The sequence below is a fragment of the Saccharothrix syringae genome, assembly GCF_009498035.1.
GTDB lineage: Bacteria > Actinomycetota > Actinomycetes > Mycobacteriales > Pseudonocardiaceae > Actinosynnema > Actinosynnema syringae.
In genome coordinates this window covers 10,055,456-10,072,653 of record NZ_CP034550.1, presented here as the reverse complement: position 1 = coordinate 10,072,653, position 17,198 = coordinate 10,055,456, and the positions used below count along the sequence as shown (strand labels likewise).

Below are 17,198 nucleotides of genomic sequence, written 5' to 3'. Positions count from 1 at the left end.
TGCGCTGGGAGCGCTCCCAGAACGGTAAGAGCATGAAGTGCTATGACCGGTATCACAAGGGAATCAGGCCATTCGGACCAAAGCCGCGTCGATCATCGGGCGCAGGTCGTCCACGTCCGGCGGCAGCGCGTCCAGCGGCCACCACCGCAGGTCCAGCGACTCGGCGCTGCGCACCTCCCGCGCGTCGACCGGCGCCCGCACCAGGAACCGCACGTCGAAGTGCCGCGTCGGCCTGCCCAGCGAGCAGGTGATCGGGTGCACGTCCAGGTGGATCGGCTCCGGCTCGATGCGCAGCCCGTCGATCCCGGACTCCTCCGCCGCCTCGCGCAGCGCCGCGCCGGCCAGCGTCCGGTCGCCCGGCTCGCAGTGCCCGCCCAGCTGGAGCCACCGGCCCACGCGCGGGTGCAGGGTCAGCAGCGTCCGCTCCCCGGACGCGTCCAGCACCAGTGCCGACGCCGTGACGTGCCCCGGCTCGCACGACCGCGCGCACGCGTCCGGCCGGGCCGCCAGGAACCCCAGGTACGCCTGCCGCAGCGACTCCTGGCCTTGGTCGGCGGGACGCCACCCGGCCAGCGTCGCCGCGGTGTCCGCGTGCAGGCTCACAGCTCCAGGTACCCCTCGTCCGGCTCGCGCGGTGCCCGCGGCGCCAGCTCCTCCACCGGGTGGCCGACCGCCACCGCGCCCAGCGGCTCCCAGTCCGCCGGCAGGTCCAGCACCGAGCGCACCACGTCCGCGCAGAACAGCGTCGAGGACACCCAGCACGACCCGAGCCCCTCGGCGGCCAGCGCCACCAGCAGCCCCTGCACCGCCGCACCGCCCGCGACGGTGAACATCGCCCGCTCGGCCCCCGCGCGCCGCGCGTCCGGGTAGCTGTGCGCGCCCTCGCGCACCAGGAACGGCACCACGACCTCCGGCGCGTCCCGCAGGAAGTCGCCCCGGGACGTCCGCCGCGCCACCCGGTCCCCGTCCAGCCCGTCGGCCCGCAGGTCGGCCTCCCACTGCCGCCGCATGGCCGCCAGCAGCTCCGCGCGCCGCCCGGTCAGCCGCACGAACCGCACCGGCCGCGTGTGGTGCGGCGCGGGCGCGGTCAGCGCCACCGCCACGGCCCGCCGGATCGCCTCGGGGTCCACCGGCTCCGCCGTGAACGCCCGCACCGAGCGCCGCAGCAGCACCGCCTCGGCCCGACCGCGCGCCACCGCCTCGGCGGTGCCCAGCCGGAACAGGTCGTCCTCCACGGGCCGGGCCAGGTCGCGCGCCGTGGAGCCGTCGTCGGCCACCGGCAGCCCGCGCACCACCGCCACCGGCACCGCGCCCAGCTTGCCCTTGACCAGGTCGGCCGCCGCGGCGACCTCGTCGGCCACGGCCACCTCGGTGACCACCAGCGAGTTGCCCTGCCGGTCCACCGACCCGGCGTAGCGGTGCAGCACGGCCAGCCCCGACGCACCGATCGCCGCGTCGGTCTGGCCCACCCGCCAGGCCCGCCCCATGGTGTCGGTCACCACCACGGCCACGCGCACGCCCAGCAGGTCGAGCAGCGCCGCGCGCAGCGCCGCCGCCGAGCCGTCCGGGTCCACCGGCAGCAGCGCGATCTCGTCGCCGGCCACGTTCGACGCGTCCACCCCGGACGCCGCCTGCACGATGCCCAGCTTGTTCTCGGTGATCAGGGTGCGCCCGCGGCGCGCCAGCACGCGCACCGCCTCGGCCGAGACCCACTCGCGCCGGATCGCGTCCCGCGCCTCCGGGTCGGTCGGCACCGGCACCAGCCGACCTTCCACTTTGGACAGCACCTTGGACGTCACCACGACGACGTCGCCGTCGCGCAGCCACGGCGCGGCGGCCGCGATCGCGCCCGCCAGGTCGTCACCGGGCCGGAACTCGGGCAGGCCCGGCACCGGCAGCAGGGTCACCGCGCCCTCGGCGGCGTGGTCAGTCAACGCCGACACCGGCCAGCTCCAGGGCCGCCTTCGCCATCGCGGCGGTCGCGTCCACATCGGACATCAGCAGCGGCACCGCCCGCACGGCCACGCCCGGCACGTCGCAGCGGTCGCCGGTGTGCACCAGCCAGCCGTCCAGCACGCCGTCCTTGGTGGTCTTGCGCGAGCCGTAGTGCCTGCCGACCGCCTCGGCGGAGGTGTCCACGCCGATCGCCGACAGGCACGCGTCGGCCATCCCGCGCAGCGGCCTGCCGCCGATGATGGGCGACAGGCCCACCACCCCGGCCTCGGTCTTGCGCAACGCGTCGCGCAGGCCCGGCACGGCCAGGATCGTGCCCACGCTGACCACCGGGTTGGACGGCGCGAACAGCACCGCGTCGGCCTCCGCGACCGCCTCCAGCACGCCGGGCGCCGGCGTCGCGGTCTCCGCGCCGACCGAGGCGAACGACCGCGCGGGCAGCGCGGCCCGGTGCCGCACCCACCACTCCTGGAAGTGGATCGCCCGCTCCTCGCCGTCGACCTCCACGACCACGTGCGTCTCGACCCGGTCGTCCGACATCGGCAGCAGCCGCACGCCGGGCTCCCACCGGGCGCACAGCGCCTCGGTCACCGCCGACAGCGGGTAGCCCGCCCGCAGCATCCGGGTCCGCACCAGGTGCGTGGCGATGTCCCGGTCGCCCAGGCCGAACCACGTCGGCTCCGCGCCGTAGGCCGCCAGCTCCTCCTTGACCGACCACGTCTCGCCGGCCCGGCCCCAGCCGCGCTCGGCGTCGATGCCGCCACCCAGGGTGTACATGCAGGTGTCCAGGTCGGGGCAGATCCGCAACCCGTGCATCCACACGTCGTCACCCGTGTTCACCACGGCGGTGATCCCGTGCTCCGGACCGGCCAGGAGCTGCTTGAGCCCCGTCAGGAACCGCGCCCCGCCAACCCCGCCCACCAGTACGACGACCTTCACGGGACGCCATCCTCCCACCTGGCCGTCAGCGCCAGAACAGGAAGGTGTCCTGCCCGAAGTAGGCCAGCACGCCGTCGCCCCCGATCAGCTCGAACAGCGAGTACGACGCGTCGAAGAACAGGGCGCCGATGGTCGGGAACCCGATCAGCACGGCGAACAGCACGAACGGCGCCCACGGCCGCGCCTTGGCGCCGAACTGGCGCGCCGAGTACGACATGTAGGGCTCGATCGCGCCCCAGCCGTCCAGGCCGGGGATCGGCAGGATGTTCAGCACGAACGCGATGACCTGCACCGCGGCCAGGTAGGACAGCGCCGCGCCCAGGCCCGGCGCGGGGTCGAACAGCGCCACCGCCGCCACCAGCAGCGCGCCGATCACGAGGTTGCTCACCGGCCCGGCCAGCGACACCAGCGACTCCACCCGCCGGTCGCGCAGCGAGTGGTGGTTGATCCACACCGCGCCGCCCGGCAGCGGGATGCCGCCGAACGCCAGCAGCACCAGCGGCAGCACGATGCTGAACACCGGGTCGGTGTACCGGCGGATGTCCAGCGTCAGGTAGCCCTTCGCCCTGACCGCGTGATCGCCGCCCCGATAGGCCACGATCGCGTGACCGAATTCGTGCAGGCACAGCGAAACCGCCCAGCCGCCGAGCACGAACAGGACCGTGCCCAGGGTCAGCAGGGCGCCGTCGAACAGGGTCAGCGCGGCGCCCGCCACCGTCACCGCGAGCAGGCTGAGGAACAGTGGACTGGGACGTACCCCTGATCGCTTCACCACACCAGTGTGGCCTCCCCGATCGGGGTACGGGCAACTCGGCCGCTGCGCCGTTCGGGAAAGCGCCGGCGCGGCCCGCACCACCGCAATCACCGTCCGTACCACTGGCCGGCGCCCCTGCGGCCATCTGCGCGAATGTCCCCCGTCCTGTGGACTCGGCTTGACCGGGTGTTGTGACACAGGTGTAATCACATCGGTGTCATTCGTCGTTGTGGGGACGGCGAGTGGTGTCCGCCAACCGGGGAGAGCGGAAGGCGAGGAGGCGGACTGTGCAGGAACCCTTTGACCGGGAACTCGACGGGGGTCACATCGTGGACGGGGACGTCCCGGCACCGGAGCCGGTCGTGCTCGACCTGTTCGACGTGACCGATGAGCAGGACTGGCAGGAGCGCGCCCTGTGCGCGCAGACGGACCCCGAGGCGTTCTTCCCCGAGAAGGGCGGCTCCACCAGGGAGGCCAAGCGGATCTGCCTCGGCTGCGAGGTGCGCGCCGAGTGCCTGGAGTACGCGCTGCAGCACGACGAGCGGTTCGGCATCTGGGGCGGGTTGTCCGAGCGCGAGCGGAGGAAGCTCAAGAAGCGCGCCGTGTGATCGCCTGAGGTCGTCCTGGCTTACCGTGGTCGTCCCACGGCGTAGTCGGACGAACTAGGAGCGGCACTTGACGAGCGGGGCTGCTCCACGGCTACGCACCGCGCCCGTGCTGGCGGTGCTGGTGTGCCACGACGGCGAGCGCTGGCTCGGCGCGGCGCTCTCGGCGCTGGGCGCGCAACGCCCCCGGCCGCGGCACGTGGTGGCGGTCGACACCGGCTCGGTCGACGGGACCGCGCGGCTGCTCGCCGAGGCTTCCGAAGGTACCGATCGGGTGATCGACGGCGTGCTGGAGCTGCCGCGCGACACCGGCTTCGGCGAGGCCGTGCGCGCCGCCGTGGAGCACGCCGTGCAGCGCTGGGGCGACCCGGGCGCGTGGGTGTGGCTGCTGCACGACGACTGCGCGCCGGAACCCGACTGCCTGGCCGCGCTGCTGACCGCGGCCGAGGTGTCGCCCTCGGCGGCCGTGCTGGGCCCGCTGAGCCTGGACTGGGCCGACCCGCGGCTGGTCGTGGAGGCCGGGCTGTCCACCGACGCGTCCGGCCACCGGCAGACCGGCATCGGCGCGGCGGAGCCGGTCGGGGCGTTCCAGCAGAGCACCGAGGCCCTGGCGGTGCCCTCGGCCGGTTCCCTGGTGCGGCGCGCGGCGTGGGACGAGCTCGGCGGCTACGACCGGGCGCTGCCGCTGCTGCGCGACGACCTCGACTTCGGCTGGCGGGCCAACCTGGCCGGCCACCTGGTGCTGTCCGTGCCGGTGGCGCGGATGCGGCACGCCTGCGCGGCCGGCCGGGGCCTGCGGCGGGTGGACGCGGTCGCGGCGCCGACGCGCGCGGTGGACCGGGCCCACGGGCTGCGGACGTTCCTGGTCAACTGCGGTGCGCTGTCGTTCGCCCTGGGGCTGCCGCGGATCGCGGTGCTGGCGGTGCTGCGCGCCCTGGGCTTCCTGCTGCTGCGGCGGTTCTCCGACGCGCGCGCCGAGCTGGGCGCGCTGCGGTACCTGCTGGGCGGGCGGGCGCGGCTGCTGGCGGGGCGTGCCGAGCGGTCGGCGCACGGCGTGGTGCGCGGGCTGGCCACCAGCCGGCTCACCCGGTTGCGCAACGCGGTCCACGCCGCCGCGGCCCACCTGATCCGGCGGCGCGTCGAGGCCGACCTGGCGCTGGGCAGGCTGCCCGACGACGACAGCCGCCCCGCCGCGTGGTCGCTGCCGTCCGAAGTGGATCGACCGCCGGTGGGCCCGGCGGCGCTGCCCGCGGGCGTGCTGTCGCGGCGGCGGCCCGCCCGGGCGACGGGCGGGCTGCGGCGGCCCGCGGTGACCGTGCCGGTGGAGGCGCCGGCGCCCGGTCTGCGGCCCTCGCCCCGCCCGCGCCCGTCACCGGTGCCGCGCGGCACGCCGGCGCCCGTGCCGGGGATCGTGTTCGTCGAGGTCGACCGGGCGCGGGTGCTGCGGTCGGTGGTGCTCGGACCGGCGCTGCTGCTGGTGCTCGGGCTGACCCTGTTCGGGCTGCTGGCCAACGCCGGCCGACTGGGCCCGGACCTGGCGGGCGGGCGGCTGCTGCCCGTGGGCGACCTGGCCTCGACCTGGTCGGCGTACCTGGCGTCCTGGCACCCCGTGGCGGGCGGGACCACCGCGCCCGCGCCCGCCGCGCTGGCCGTGCTGGGCTCGGTGGGCGTGCTGCTCGGGTCGCCGACCGTGCTGGTGGCGGTGCTGCTCCTCGGCGACGCGCCGCTGGCCGGGCTGGCCGCGTACGCGGCGACGCGGCGGCTGCCCGTGCGGCGGCCGGTGCGCGCGGTGGTGGCCGCCGGGTACGCGCTGCTGCCCGCGGCGACGGCGGCGGTCGCCCAGGGGCGGCTGGACGTGGTGGTGGTGCACGTGCTGCTGCCGCCGGTGTTCGCCGGGGTGGTGTCGGTGCTGCGCGGCGGTGCGGGCGCGGCGTGGCTGCCGGTGGCGTCGGGCACGGCGCTGGGGGTGGCCGCGGTGGGCGCGTTCTCGCCGCTGGTGCACGCGCTGGTGGCGCTGGCGGCGCTGGCCGGGTTCGTCGTGGTGCCGGGGCGGCCCGGCGACGGGCGGCGGCGGGTGGCGTCGCTGTTCACGGTGGTCCTGCTGCCGATGGCGCTGCTGCTGCCGTGGCCCGCGGTGGTGCTGCAGAACCCGTCGGTGGTGCTGCACGGCGTGGGCGCGTTCGTCGAGGCGCCCGCGGTCGGGCTGGTGGACCTGGTGGCCCTGCGGCCCGGCGGACCGGGCGCGGTGCCGCTGGTCGGGCTGCCGGTCGTGGTGCTCGCCCTGGCGGCCGCGGCGCTGCGGCCGCACCGGTCGATGCTGGCCGGGGTGGCGGTGGTGGTGCTCGGCGGGTTCGCGGTGATCGTGCTGCGGACCGTGGCGGTGGTGCCGCTGCCCGGCGGGCCGGCGCAGCCGGGGTGGACCGGCGCGCCCCTGGTGGTGGTCGGCTGGGGGCTGCTGTGGGTGGTGCTGTCGGCGTTCCGGCGTGACGTGGCGCCCGTGCCGGCGCCGCGGGTGGTCTCGGTGGTCGGCGCGGTGTCGGTGCTGGTCATGGCCGGTGCGGGCGTGCTGGGCCTGCGCTCGGGCCCGCTGACCGCCGACCCGGTGCGGCTGCCGTCGACGCTGGCGCGGGAGCTGGCCGAGACCGGCCGCGCGGTGCTCGTCCTGGGCACCCCGGCACGCCTGGTGGCAGGCCGGCCACCCGCCTTCGGCGACGACGACTACGTGCCCGTGCCGGCCGCCGCCGCCCGCCTGGAGCGCTGGACGCGCGAGCTGACCGGCGGCGCACCGGACGCGGCGCGCGTCGCCCTGGCCCAGGCCGCCGCCTCCGGGGTGGCGTTCGTGGTGGTGCCGGACCTGGAGTCGGCGCAGCGGCTGCGCGACGCCGCCGGCGACCTGGTGGCGGTGACCCCGTCCCTGAGCGACGGCCGCCCCGTCCTGCGGGTGCAGCTCGCGGCGGGGAACGCCGTGCTGCTGTCGCCCGAGCAGGCCCGGCGCGCCCGCACCGGCGGCAACCCGCCCACCGAGCTGGGCGCGCCCGGCACGGCCCCGGTGGAGGCCGCACCGCCCGAGGTGGCCGTGCGCGTGTCCGAGGGTCCCGAGGGCCGCCTGCTCGTGCTGGCCGCCGAGGAGGAACCGGGCTGGCGCGCGTGGGTCGACGGCCGCGAGGTGGCCACCGTGCGCGCCTGGGGCCACCTGGTCGGTGTGACCCTGCCCACCACGGCCTCGGAGGTCCGCGTCGAGGCCACCTCCACCCTCCGCGAACTCCTGCTGCTCCTCCAGGCGGCCGCCGCCCTCTTCACCGCCCTGACCGCCATCCCCGCCCGCCAACGCCCGCCCCCCGCGAACGTAGAACTCACCACCCCCGAGCGCATGACACGCCCGACCGGACCGCATGACTCGCCGGTCCTGAGTGCATGACACGCCCGGTGGAAGCGCTCTCGCGCCGGGCGTGTCATGCGTTCAGGGCGCGCGTGTCATGCGGTTGGGGCGCGCGTGTCATGCGGTTGGGGCTTGTGTGGCGTGCGTTGGGGAGGGTCAGCCGCCGTCGATCACGTCGGGGTCGAGGCCCAGGTAGTTGGCCACCTGTTCGACCAGGACGTCGTGGACCAGGTCGGAGAGGTCGGCGCCGTCCTTGGCGCGGGCCTCCAGCGGGCGCCGGTAGAGGACGATGCGGGCGCGGCGGTCGGTGCCGGCGGGCACCAGGCGGGCCAGGGGCACGTTGCCGTCCTCGACCACGTCGCCGTCGTCGCCGTTGGGCGCGACGTCGGGCACGTCGTCGACGGCCACGTCCAACTGGGTCAGCTCGGTGCGCCACCGGGCCTCGATGGGCTCCAGGGCCTCCAGCACCAGCGCGTCGAACCGCTCGGCGCGGCTGCGCGCGGCCGGCAGGCTGGCCGGGTACAGCGGACCGCGCAACCCGCGCCCGTGCCGGTCGCGGTTGCGGCGCCGCGGAGCGCCCTGCCGCCGTGAACCCCGAGCCATCACCACGGCTCCAGGGTAGTTGTCCCCCGTCCGGCCCCGTCCGGGTACCTCCGCGACCAGGCAACTCGCCGAAGTCCGCGACCACCTCCAGCGCCGCGCCGGAGGTAATCCAACACACCCGACGCGGGACGCGATATCGTCCCCGCCGTGCGGAGCGTGAGACGGTGCTCGCGAACCGGGTGCGGGAACCCGGCAGTCGCCACGCTCACGTACGCCTACGCGGACTCCACCGCGGTCGTGGGCCCCCTGGCGACGTACTCCGAACCGCACTCCTACGACCTCTGCGAGGAGCACGCCCTGCGGCTGACCGCCCCGCGCGGCTGGGAGGTCGTGCGGCACCAGGGCGAGTTCCGGGCCCCCGAGCCGACCGTGGACGACCTGACCGCCCTGGCGGAGGCCGTGCGCGAGGCGGGCCGCACCCCCGCGGTCGAGGTGCCCGACGTGCCCGCGGGCACCATCAGGCGCGGTCACCTGCGGGTTCTGCCCGACCCCAACGAAGACTGAGCGACCGAACACGACGCGAACGCGCGCGCCGGTACGCTTCCCGAGGCAGTGTCAAGAGCCAACTTGGGAGTGTGGCCGTGCGCGATCTGTCCGACATCGTCAAGGCGTACGACATCCGCGGTGTAGTCGGGGAGCAGCTGGACGCGGACGTCGTCCGCGACTTCGGCGCGGCGTTCGCGCGCCTGGTCGGCGGTTCCGCCGTGGTGATCGGCCACGACATGCGCGACTCCTCGCCGGGTCTGGCCGCCGCGTTCGCCGACGGCGTGACCGCCCAGGGCGTCGACGTGATCAACATCGGCCTGGCCAGCACCGACATGCTCTACTTCGCCTCCGGCAGGCTCGACCTGCCCGGCGCGATGTTCACCGCCTCCCACAACCCGGCCAAGTACAACGGCATCAAGCTGTGCCGCGCGGGCGCCGCGCCGGTCGGCCAGGACAGCGGCCTGGCGCAGATCCGCGAGGACGTCGAGCGGGGCGTGCCCGACGCCGAGGGCGTGGCCGAGGGCTCGGTCACCGAGCGCGACATGCTCACCGAGTACGCCGCCTACCTGCGCGAACTGGTCGACCTCACGTCCAGCCGCCCGCTGAAGGTCGTGGTGGACGCGGGCAACGGCATGGGCGGCCACACCGTGCCGAAGGTCTTCGACGGCCTGCCGATCGACGTCGTGCCGATGTACTTCGAGCTCGACGGCAGCTTCCCCAACCACGAGGCCAACCCGCTGGACCCGAAGAACATCGTCGACCTCCAGGCCAAGGTGCGCGAGGTCGGCGCCGACGCGGGCCTGGCCTTCGACGGCGACGCCGACCGCTGCTTCGTGGTCGACGAGCGCGGCGAGCCGGTGTCCCCGTCCGCGATCACCGGCCTGGTGGCCGTGCGCGAGCTGGCCAAGGACCCGGGCGGCACGGTCATCCACAACCTGATCACCTCGCACGCGGTGCCGGAGATCGTGCGCGAGCACGGCGGCACCCCGGTGCGCACCCGCGTCGGCCACTCCTTCATCAAGCAGGAGATGGCCCGGACCGGCGCGATCTTCGGCGGCGAGCACTCCGCGCACTACTACTTCCGCGACTTCTGGCGCGCCGACACGGGCATGCTGGCCGCGCTGCACGTGCTGGCCGCCCTCGGCGAGCAGGACGGCCCGCTGTCGGCCCTGACCAGCGCCTACGAGCGTTACGCCGCCTCCGGTGAGATCAACTCGACGGTGGCCGACCAGCACGGCAGGCTGGCCGCGATCAAGGCCGAGTTCGGCGGGCGCGAGGGCGTCGAGCTGGACGAGCTGGACGGCCTGACGGTGGCCCTGCCCGACGGCTCGTGGTTCAACCTGCGCGCCTCCAACACCGAGCCGCTGCTGCGGCTCAACGTCGAAGCCGCCGACGCGGCCTCGGTCGCGAAGCTGCGCGACGAGGTCCTGGCGATCGTGAGGGGATGAGCGCCGTGGCGGTCCAACTCGACGCGCAACTGCTGGAGATCCTGGCCTGCCCGTGCCCGGAGCACGCACCGCTGAAGGCGGGCACCGCGGCCGACCCGCGGGCGGACTACCTCACCTGCACCTCGTGCGGCCGGTCGTTCCCGGTGCGGGACGGCATCCCGGTGCTGCTGCTGGACGAGGCCGTCGAGCCGACGGCCGGGTGAGCACCCGTGCTTGACGACACCCTGCTGGACGACCGGTCCCGCATCGACGACGCCGACACGGGCGGCCTGCTGCGCGCGGCCGCCCGCGCCGGCGCGCAGGTCCGGGCCACCGCGGAGGCGGCCGCCGAGCTGGGCGTCGAGCGCGTGCTCACCGAGCGGCCCCGCGCGCTGGTCATGGTCACCCGACCCGGTGTCGGTGCCGCCGTGGCGGGCCTGGTGACCGCACTGCTCGGGCCGCGCTGCCCGGTGCCGGTCGTGGTCGCCGACGACGTGCCGGCGTGGGTGGGCGCGCTGGACGTGGTGCTCGCGCACACCGAGGACCCCGGTGACGTGCAGCTGGCCGAGTCGGTCGACCGGGCGTCCCGGCGCGGCGCGCGGGTGCTGCTGACCGCGGAGCCGGAGGGCCCGGTGGCCGCGTCCGCGGCCCGGCACGCCCTGCTGATCCCGCCGCGCGTGCCCGTGCCGCAGGGCTTCGGCTTCGCCCGCGGGTTCGCCGCGTGGGTGGTGGCGCTCAACGCGCTGCGGCTGCTCGACGTGGACCTCCAGGCGGTCGCCGACGAGCTGGACCGGGAGGCCGAGCGCTGCCACCCGGGGCACGAGTCGTTCGTGAACCCGGCCAAGGCGCTGGCGCTGCGCGTGGCCGAGCGCACCCCCCTGCTGTGGGGCCTGGACGACCTGGCCACGGCGGTGGCCGCGCACGGCGCGGGCGTGCTGGCGGCCTACGCGGGCCTGGTCAGCGACGTGGCCGGGTACCCCCAGGCCCTGACGCGCTCGGTGCTGCACCGCCGGGCGGTGCGCGGCACGTCCGGTGCGGACATCTTCGCCGATCCGGACGACGAGCAGGAGGGCCTGGTGCGGGTGCTGCTGCTGGCCGTGCGCCGGGGCCCCCAGGCCGAGTTCGCCCGGCGGGTGGCGCTGGAGACGTTGTCAGGAGCCGACGTGCTCGAACCGGCCGAGGAGGTCGGCGGCGGCGAGGCGGTGTGCGCCGCCCTGCTCGCGCTGCGGTTCGAGCTGGCCGCGCTGTACCTGGGCCTGGCCGCGGGCACGCTGGGCGGGCCCGGGCGGTACACGCCGGCCGTGTGAGGGGATTGACTGTGGAACTGCTGCGGAACGCGGTGCGGGCGTACGCGTGGGGGTCGCGCACGGCCATCGCCGAGCTGCTGGGGCGGGAGGTGCCCGCACCGCACCCGGAGGCCGAGCTGTGGATGGGCGCCCACCCCGGCGACCCGTCGCGGGTGGTGGGCCCGGACGGCGGGGCGCGCTCGCTGCTCGACCTGCTCGCCGAGGACCCGGACGGGCAGCTGGGCGCGCGGTGCGCCGACCGCTGGGCCGGGCGGCTGCCGTTCCTGCTCAAGGTGCTGGCCGCCGACGAGCCGCTGAGCCTGCAGGCCCACCCGTCGGCCGAGCAGGCCGCGCGGGGGTTCGCCGCCGAGGACGCGGCGGGCGTGCCGATCGACTCGCCGGTGCGCAACTACAAGGACCCGTCGGCCAAGCCGGAGCTGATCTGCGCGCTGACCGAGTTCCACGCGCTGGCCGGGTTCCGGGCGCCGGAGCGCACGGTGGCGCTGCTGCGGGCCCTGGACGCGCCGGACCTCGCGCCCTACACCGCGCTGCTGGAGGTCCAGCCCGACTCCGGTGGCCTGCGCGCGCTGTTCACCACGCTGATCACGCTGCCGCAGACGGCGCTGGACGTGCTGCTGCCGCAGGTGCTGGACGCGTGCGTGGTGCACGTGAAGGAGCACGGCGAGTTCGACATGGAGTGCCGCACGGTCCTGGAGCTGGGCGAGGCGTACCCCGGTGACGCGGGCGTGCTGGCCGCGCTGCTGCTCAACCGGCTGGTGCTCCAGCCCGGCGAGGCGATCTTCCTGCCCGCCGGCAACCTGCACGCCTACCTGCACGGCACCGGCGTGGAGATCCTGGCGAACTCGGACAACGTGCTGCGCTGCGGGCTCACGCCCAAGCACGTGGACGTGCCCGAGCTGATGCGGGTGCTCGACTTCAGCTGCGGCGACATGCCCGTGCAGCGCGGCGAGCAGACCGCGCCGGGGGTGTGGACGTACCGGACGGAGTGCCCGGAGTTCGAGCTGTCCCGGGTCGAGGTGCCCGCGGGCGCGGAGGTCGTGGTGGACCACGGCGGGCCGCAGATCCTGGTGTGCACGCGCGGCCGGGCGACGCTGACCGCCGGCGGCGCGCCGGTGGTGCTGGAGCGCGGTCGGTCGGTGTGGCTGCCGGCCACCGACCCGGCCGTGGTGATCACGTCGGATGTTTCCGCCCAGCTTTTCCGCGCCACCCCCGGGGTTGAGTAGGGTCACCACGACCATTCGGACCTCGGGCGCATAGGGAGCAAACCGTGTCAGCAGGGGGCGGGACCAAGGCGATCATCGCCGCGCTGGTCGCCAATGCCGGTATCGCCGCGGCCAAGTTCGTCGGCTTCCTGATCACCGGTTCGTCGTCGATGCTGGCCGAGTCCGTGCACTCGGTCGCCGACACGTCCAACCAGGGCCTGCTGCTGCTCGGGCAGAAGACGGCCAGGCGCAAGGCCGACGTGGCCCACCCGTTCGGGTACGGCCGGGACCGGTACTTCTACTCGTTCATCGTGGCGCTGATGCTGTTCAGCCTCGGCTCGGTGTTCGCGCTCTACGAGGGCATCCACAAGCTGGAGGCCCACGAGCCGCTGAGCAGCCCGGTGGTCGCGGTGGTCATCCTGGTCGTCGCGATCGGGCTGGAGTCCTACAGCTTCCGCACCGCGATCAAGGAGTCGCGGGAGATCAAGGGCGAGGCGACCTGGTGGCAGTTCATCCGCCAGTCGAAGGTGCCCGAGCTGCCGGTGGTGCTGCTGGAGGACGCGGGCGCGCTGATCGGCCTGGTGCTGGCGCTGCTGGGCGTGGGGCTGTCGACGCTCACCGGCGACCCGGTGTGGGACGCGGTCGGCACCATCTGCATCGGCGTGCTGCTGGGCGTGATCGCGATCATCCTGATCATCGAGATGAAGTCGCTGCTGATCGGCGAGGGCGCCGCGCCGCGCGAGCTGGACGTGATCGTGGACGAGCTGGCGGCGGGGAAGGTGCAGCGGGTCATCCACATCAGGACCCAGTACATCGGGCCGGAGGAGCTGCTGGTGGCGGCGAAGATCGCGCTGAGCCCGGGGCTGACGGTGGCCGAGGTGGCGCAGGCCATCGACGACGCGGAGCGGCGGGTCCGGAACAAGGTGCCGGCCGCGCGGCTGATCTACCTGGAGCCGGACCTGGACCGGTCGGTGGTCGGGTCCTAGGGGTTCACAACCCGTCGGTGAGCAGGCGCTCGCCGTCCGGGAGGGCACCGTCCAGGGCGAGGGCGACGAGCTGCCGCGCGCAGTGCTCGTCGCCCTTCGTCGTCCGGTCGGTCAGTTCGGTGAAGTTCCGGCGCTCGGCGAGCAGGGCGGCCAGCTCCCGCTGGGCGTGCGGCTGCTCGGCGTCCGCCAGGGCGCGGAGCCGGTCGAGGTTGCCCGCGGCGGCCAGTTGCCGGGGGATCCACTCCTGGGCCCACTTCGCACCCCTGGCCAGGGCCAGCGCGTCGTCCCACCGGCCCTCCGCGACCAGCAGGTCGGCCAGCAGCATCGGGGCCCGGTACTCCCAGTTGAGGCGGTCGGCCACGTCCCAGTCGTCCAGCACGCTGCGCAGCACCGAGATCAGCAGCGGTCGGTGCCCGCGTTCGACGGCGAGGTCGACCAGGGTCTCGACGGTCTCGAACGGGGTGGTCCGGGCGATGACCATCTCGACCACGACGTCGGTCCGGTTGTGGTCCAGGAGGTGGGCGAGCAGCCGGCGGGCCGGTGGCCGCGTCGCCCGCAGGCACTCGCGCGTCCGCCTGGTGGGGATGTCGTCGGGGATCCGCCCGGTCAGGTAGACCTGGGCCTCGAAGCAACCGGCCTCGGCGAGTTCGCGCAGGCGCTCGCGGTTGCCCGCGGCGGCCAGGTGCTCGGCCAGCCACGGCATGACCTGCTGCCGGTCGACGTGGCGCATGGCCTCCAGCGCCTCGGGCCACCGGCCCCGGCGGGCCAGCAGGTCGCCCAGCTTCCAGGCGGCCCTGGTGTCGCTCGGCCCCGCCATGTGCCGGAGCAGGTCGATGGCCTCGTCCTCCTCCCCGAGCGCGATGAGGTCGTCGGCCAGGTGATGGCCGAAGTGGCGCCGTGACCCGTGCCGGTGGACCAGCAGATCCGTGAACCTCCGGCGGTGGTGCACCGCGGCCGAGGAGGGCCAGGTCCAGACCCGGCGCGACTCCGCGTCCCGGGCCACCAGTGCCGCGGCCTCGTCGACCCGGCCGTGGGTGACCAGCACGTCGACCATGCGTCCGGCCGAGTCGGGAGCGGCGTCGGCCGCCTGCCGGTACAGCGGGTCGGCGTGGCGGTAGCGCAGCCGGTGGTAGGCGGCCCGGGCCAGGCGGAAGCGGTCCTCGGGGTCGGTGGTGTGCTCGACCAGGGCGTCCCACAGCGAGTCCGGGGTGACCGCCCGGCGGCGGGTGGTGCGGGCGTGCTGGTCGAGGTAGTCGTGGACGTCGTAGCCGTCCGGTGGGCCGACGCCCGGCCCGCGCCGCTTCGGGATCAGCGCCGCCACGCCCAGCAGGTCGCTCGCGGCCACCGCCATGCCGTCGGCGAACCAGGTGCCCGGCGCGTCGACCCGGTCCTCCTCGTCCAGGTAGCCGGGCGCGGCCCCGGCCAGCAGGGCGGCCGGCAGCAGGCCGTGGTGGCCCAGCCGCCTGGCGTCGAGCGCGGCGGTGACGATGGCGGTGGCGTAGCGGTCCTCGGTGGTGTCCGGGTGCTCGTGGCACTCGACCAGCGCCGGGCCGCCGGCCAGCACCTGGATGACCCTGCCGTCGTGCGCGGTGGCCAGGGCCCGGCGCAGGCGCGGGTCGTCGGGGGCGGCGGTCGCCTGCGCCGGGGTCAGGCGGTCGGCCACCCGGATGCGCTCCACGCGGTGCCGCAGCAGGCCGCCGGCCTGCGGCTGGGCGGCCAGCGCCGACCAGTACCGCGGCCACATCGTGCCCAGCACCACGAACGGCCCCGGCAACTCCAGCAGCGTGCGCAGCGCCACCGCAGCCTGCTCGCCGTGGGTGCCGGTCAGGTGGTTCTGGGTCTCGTTGAGCCACAGCACGGTCCCCGGCTCGATCCCGGCGGCGAGCACGCGCAGCAGGTCCTCGGCCGTGCGGGGGTAGACCAGCGGCCACGTCGGCAGGTGGGCGGCCACCGCCTCGTACAGCGCCCGGGTCTTGCCGGTGGACGACCCGCCGGTCAGCACCGCCATCCCGGTCGACGGCGGGGTGAGCCACGCGGCGAGCGCCGCGTCGTGCCCGCGCGGCAGGTAGGCGGGCAGGTAGGGCAGGTCGGTCGGCCCGACCGCCCGGTGCACGTCCAGGTCGAACGGGTGCCACCCGGTGATCGGGCGGGCCGGTGACGGCGCGGCGCGCGGGGCGCCCAGGTGCACGCCGCCGGTGATGGCGCCGGCCTGGACGACCGTCGCCGCCTCGCCGGACATCTCGATGCGGACGGGTCCCACCGGCCCGACACTACGCAAGTCCCGTTCGGCCGATCAGGTTCTCCGCGGCCCCTTCGAGCCCCGCCCCCGCCAGCAGGCCGGCCGGGGCCAGCACGTAGTCGCGGTCGACGGTGACGCGCGCCTCGCGCAGCACCGGCCGCAGCACCGGGTCGGCGCGCAGCGCGCGTTCGACGCCGTCCACGGACGCCGCGTGCCGGAAGACCCCGCCGGACAGCACGAGCAGGTCGGCGCCGCGCGGCCCCAGCTGCCCGTCGACCAGCGCCAGGTGCCTGCGCACGGCCAGCACCGCGGCCAGCGTGCCCAGGCGCAGGTCGGCGCCCGGGTCGTCGCCCGCCGCCCGCAGGTCCGCCGCCTCGGCCTCGCCGACCAGCTTGTCCTGGAACGCCGCGGTCACCAGCGTGTCCGCGGACCAGCGCACGCCCAGGTCGCCCTCGACGGTGCGGCGCTCCGGCGGCAGCGCGACCACCCGCTCCGGCCCGTCCGCGCCCGGCACCGCGGAGTACACGTCCGTGGTCGCGCCGCCGACGTCGACCACGAGCACCGCGCCTTCGTGCCGCCGCGCCAGCAGGGACACGCCGCCGAGCACCGCGTCCGGCGTCACCGCGCGCACCAGCCGGCGGAACCGCGGCCCCCGCGACAGGCCCTTGCCGCCGATGACATGCCGGAGGAACACCTCCCTGATCGCGGTGCGTGCCGGGCCGGGCGCCAGCTCGCCGACGTCCGGCAGCACGTTCGCGGTGGCCACCACGGAGCGCCCGGCGAGCAGCCGCGACGCCTCCGCGCGCGCCTCGGCGTTGCCCGCCAGCACCACCGGGCACGGGACGCGGTTCGCGCCGAGCCGCCGGGCGTTGTGCAGCAGCACCGAGTCGTCGCCGCCGTCCGTGCCGCCGACGAGCAGCACCACGTCCGGTCGGGCCGCGCGCAGCGCCCGCAGGCCCGCGCCGTCCAGCGGCCCGGCCGACACGTGCACCACCCGCGCGCCCGCCGACAGCGCCACCCGGTAGCCGGCCTCGGCGCTGACCAGGCGTTCCTGCCCGACCACGGCCAGCTTGAGCCCGCCGCCCGCCGACGAGCACGCCAGCACCCGATCGGCGGCGTTTAAAGCGGTGGCGACCGCGTCAACCCCCCGGAGCACCTCGGGTGGGGTGGTCGGGTGCTGCGCCGTGCCCAGCAGCTCGCCGTCCCCCGACACGAGGGCGCCCTTCGTCCACGTGGAGCCGATGTCCAAGCACAGCACGGTCATGCGGCGCAAACTACCGGTGCGGCCGGTCGTCGCACCCCACCTCTAGTCTGAACG

15 protein-coding genes are annotated in these 17,198 nt (G+C 75.5%); 8 read left to right on the top strand and 7 right to left on the bottom strand.

Annotation, left to right across the window (positions count from 1 at the left end; all coding sequences use genetic code 11):
- Positions 1–63: 63 nt before the first annotated feature.
- From EKG83_RS42535 to EKG83_RS42520, 4 genes are read right to left on the bottom strand one after another with little or no spacing between them, the layout of a single operon-like run.
- Positions 64–603 carry an NUDIX hydrolase gene (locus tag EKG83_RS42535; protein ID WP_033429109.1) on the bottom strand — a complete coding sequence of 180 codons (540 nt, stop codon included), beginning with the start codon at positions 601–603 and terminating at the stop codon, positions 64–66.
- The gene (locus tag EKG83_RS42530; RefSeq protein ID WP_033429202.1) at positions 600–1,934 is read right to left on the bottom strand and encodes a coenzyme F420-0:L-glutamate ligase; all 1,335 of its coding nucleotides are present in this window, start codon (positions 1,932–1,934) and stop codon (positions 600–602) included. Before EKG83_RS42530 ends, EKG83_RS42535 begins: the two co-directional genes overlap by 4 nt.
- A complete protein-coding gene (gene cofD, locus EKG83_RS42525) occupies positions 1,927–2,892 on the bottom strand; it encodes a 2-phospho-L-lactate transferase (RefSeq protein WP_033429110.1) in 966 nt (321 codons plus the stop codon). The genes EKG83_RS42530 and cofD overlap by 8 nt, the downstream gene beginning before the upstream one ends.
- A 25-nt stretch (positions 2,893–2,917) precedes the next feature.
- Positions 2,918–3,664: a site-2 protease family protein gene (locus EKG83_RS42520; protein WP_033429203.1), complete on the bottom strand. Its 747-nt coding sequence runs from the start codon at positions 3,662–3,664 to the stop codon at positions 2,918–2,920.
- Between the two features lie 308 nt (positions 3,665–3,972).
- On the opposite strand from EKG83_RS42520, the gene EKG83_RS42515 reads away from it, so the two are divergent.
- Together EKG83_RS42515 and EKG83_RS42510 are read left to right on the top strand one after the other, a co-directional pair.
- Positions 3,973–4,254 (top strand): WhiB family transcriptional regulator, encoded by a 282-nt coding sequence (locus EKG83_RS42515; RefSeq protein ID WP_033429204.1) that lies wholly within the window; start codon positions 3,973–3,975, stop codon positions 4,252–4,254.
- 67 nt (positions 4,255–4,321) lie between these two features.
- Positions 4,322–7,669: a glycosyltransferase family 2 protein gene (locus EKG83_RS42510; RefSeq protein ID WP_084716140.1), complete on the top strand. Its 3,348-nt coding sequence runs from the start codon at positions 4,322–4,324 to the stop codon at positions 7,667–7,669.
- 117 nt (positions 7,670–7,786) lie between these two features.
- Here EKG83_RS42510 and EKG83_RS42505 read toward each other — a convergent pair whose 3' ends face one another.
- Positions 7,787–8,233 (bottom strand): metallopeptidase family protein, encoded by a 447-nt coding sequence (locus EKG83_RS42505; protein WP_033429206.1) that lies wholly within the window; start codon positions 8,231–8,233, stop codon positions 7,787–7,789.
- Positions 8,234–8,380: 147 nt separating this feature from the next.
- Here EKG83_RS42505 and EKG83_RS42500 point away from each other — a divergent pair, with 147 nt between their 5' ends.
- The 6 genes from EKG83_RS42500 to EKG83_RS42475 all read left to right on the top strand — a co-directional run bounded on the left by EKG83_RS42500 (position 8,381) and on the right by EKG83_RS42475 (position 13,641).
- Complete coding sequence (locus EKG83_RS42500; RefSeq protein WP_084716141.1) at positions 8,381–8,737, top strand: DUF3499 domain-containing protein; 357 nt, start codon at positions 8,381–8,383, stop codon at positions 8,735–8,737.
- 77 nt (positions 8,738–8,814) lie between these two features.
- Positions 8,815–10,167 carry a phosphomannomutase/phosphoglucomutase gene (locus EKG83_RS42495; RefSeq protein WP_033429207.1) on the top strand — a complete coding sequence of 451 codons (1,353 nt, stop codon included), beginning with the start codon at positions 8,815–8,817 and terminating at the stop codon, positions 10,165–10,167.
- Between the two features lie 5 nt (positions 10,168–10,172).
- Positions 10,173–10,370 (top strand): Trm112 family protein, encoded by a 198-nt coding sequence (locus tag EKG83_RS42490; protein ID WP_033429208.1) that lies wholly within the window; start codon positions 10,173–10,175, stop codon positions 10,368–10,370.
- 6 nt (positions 10,371–10,376) lie between these two features.
- A complete protein-coding gene (locus EKG83_RS42485) occupies positions 10,377–11,453 on the top strand; it encodes an SIS domain-containing protein (RefSeq protein ID WP_033429112.1) in 1,077 nt (358 codons plus the stop codon).
- Positions 11,454–11,464: 11 nt separating this feature from the next.
- Positions 11,465–12,676 carry a mannose-6-phosphate isomerase, class I gene (manA, locus tag EKG83_RS42480; protein ID WP_033429113.1) on the top strand — a complete coding sequence of 404 codons (1,212 nt, stop codon included), beginning with the start codon at positions 11,465–11,467 and terminating at the stop codon, positions 12,674–12,676.
- A gap of 44 nt (positions 12,677–12,720) precedes the next feature.
- Positions 12,721–13,641, top strand: coding sequence for a cation diffusion facilitator family transporter (locus EKG83_RS42475; protein WP_033429114.1), 921 nt, complete (start codon positions 12,721–12,723; stop codon positions 13,639–13,641).
- 4 nt (positions 13,642–13,645) lie between these two features.
- Here EKG83_RS42475 and EKG83_RS42470 read toward each other — a convergent pair whose 3' ends face one another.
- Both EKG83_RS42470 and EKG83_RS42465 read right to left on the bottom strand, forming a co-directional pair.
- Positions 13,646–15,901, bottom strand: a complete 2,256-nt coding sequence (locus EKG83_RS42470; protein WP_051764933.1) for a hypothetical protein — start codon at positions 15,899–15,901, stop codon at positions 13,646–13,648.
- A gap of 10 nt (positions 15,902–15,911) precedes the next feature.
- Entirely contained in the window at positions 15,912–17,144 is a 1,233-nt protein-coding gene (locus tag EKG83_RS42465) for a glutamate mutase L (RefSeq protein WP_033429115.1), read from the bottom strand.
- Positions 17,145–17,198 lie beyond the last annotated feature (54 nt).

Excerpts from the sequence above, each read along its gene's own strand:
- EKG83_RS42505 (WP_033429206.1), bottom strand. The coding sequence starts at position 8,233 with ATGGCTCGGGGTTCACGGCGGCAGGGCGCTCCGCGGCGCCGCAACCGC.
- EKG83_RS42465 (WP_033429115.1), bottom strand. The coding sequence starts at position 17,144 with ATGACCGTGCTGTGCTTGGACATCGGCTCCACGTGGACGAAGGGCGCC.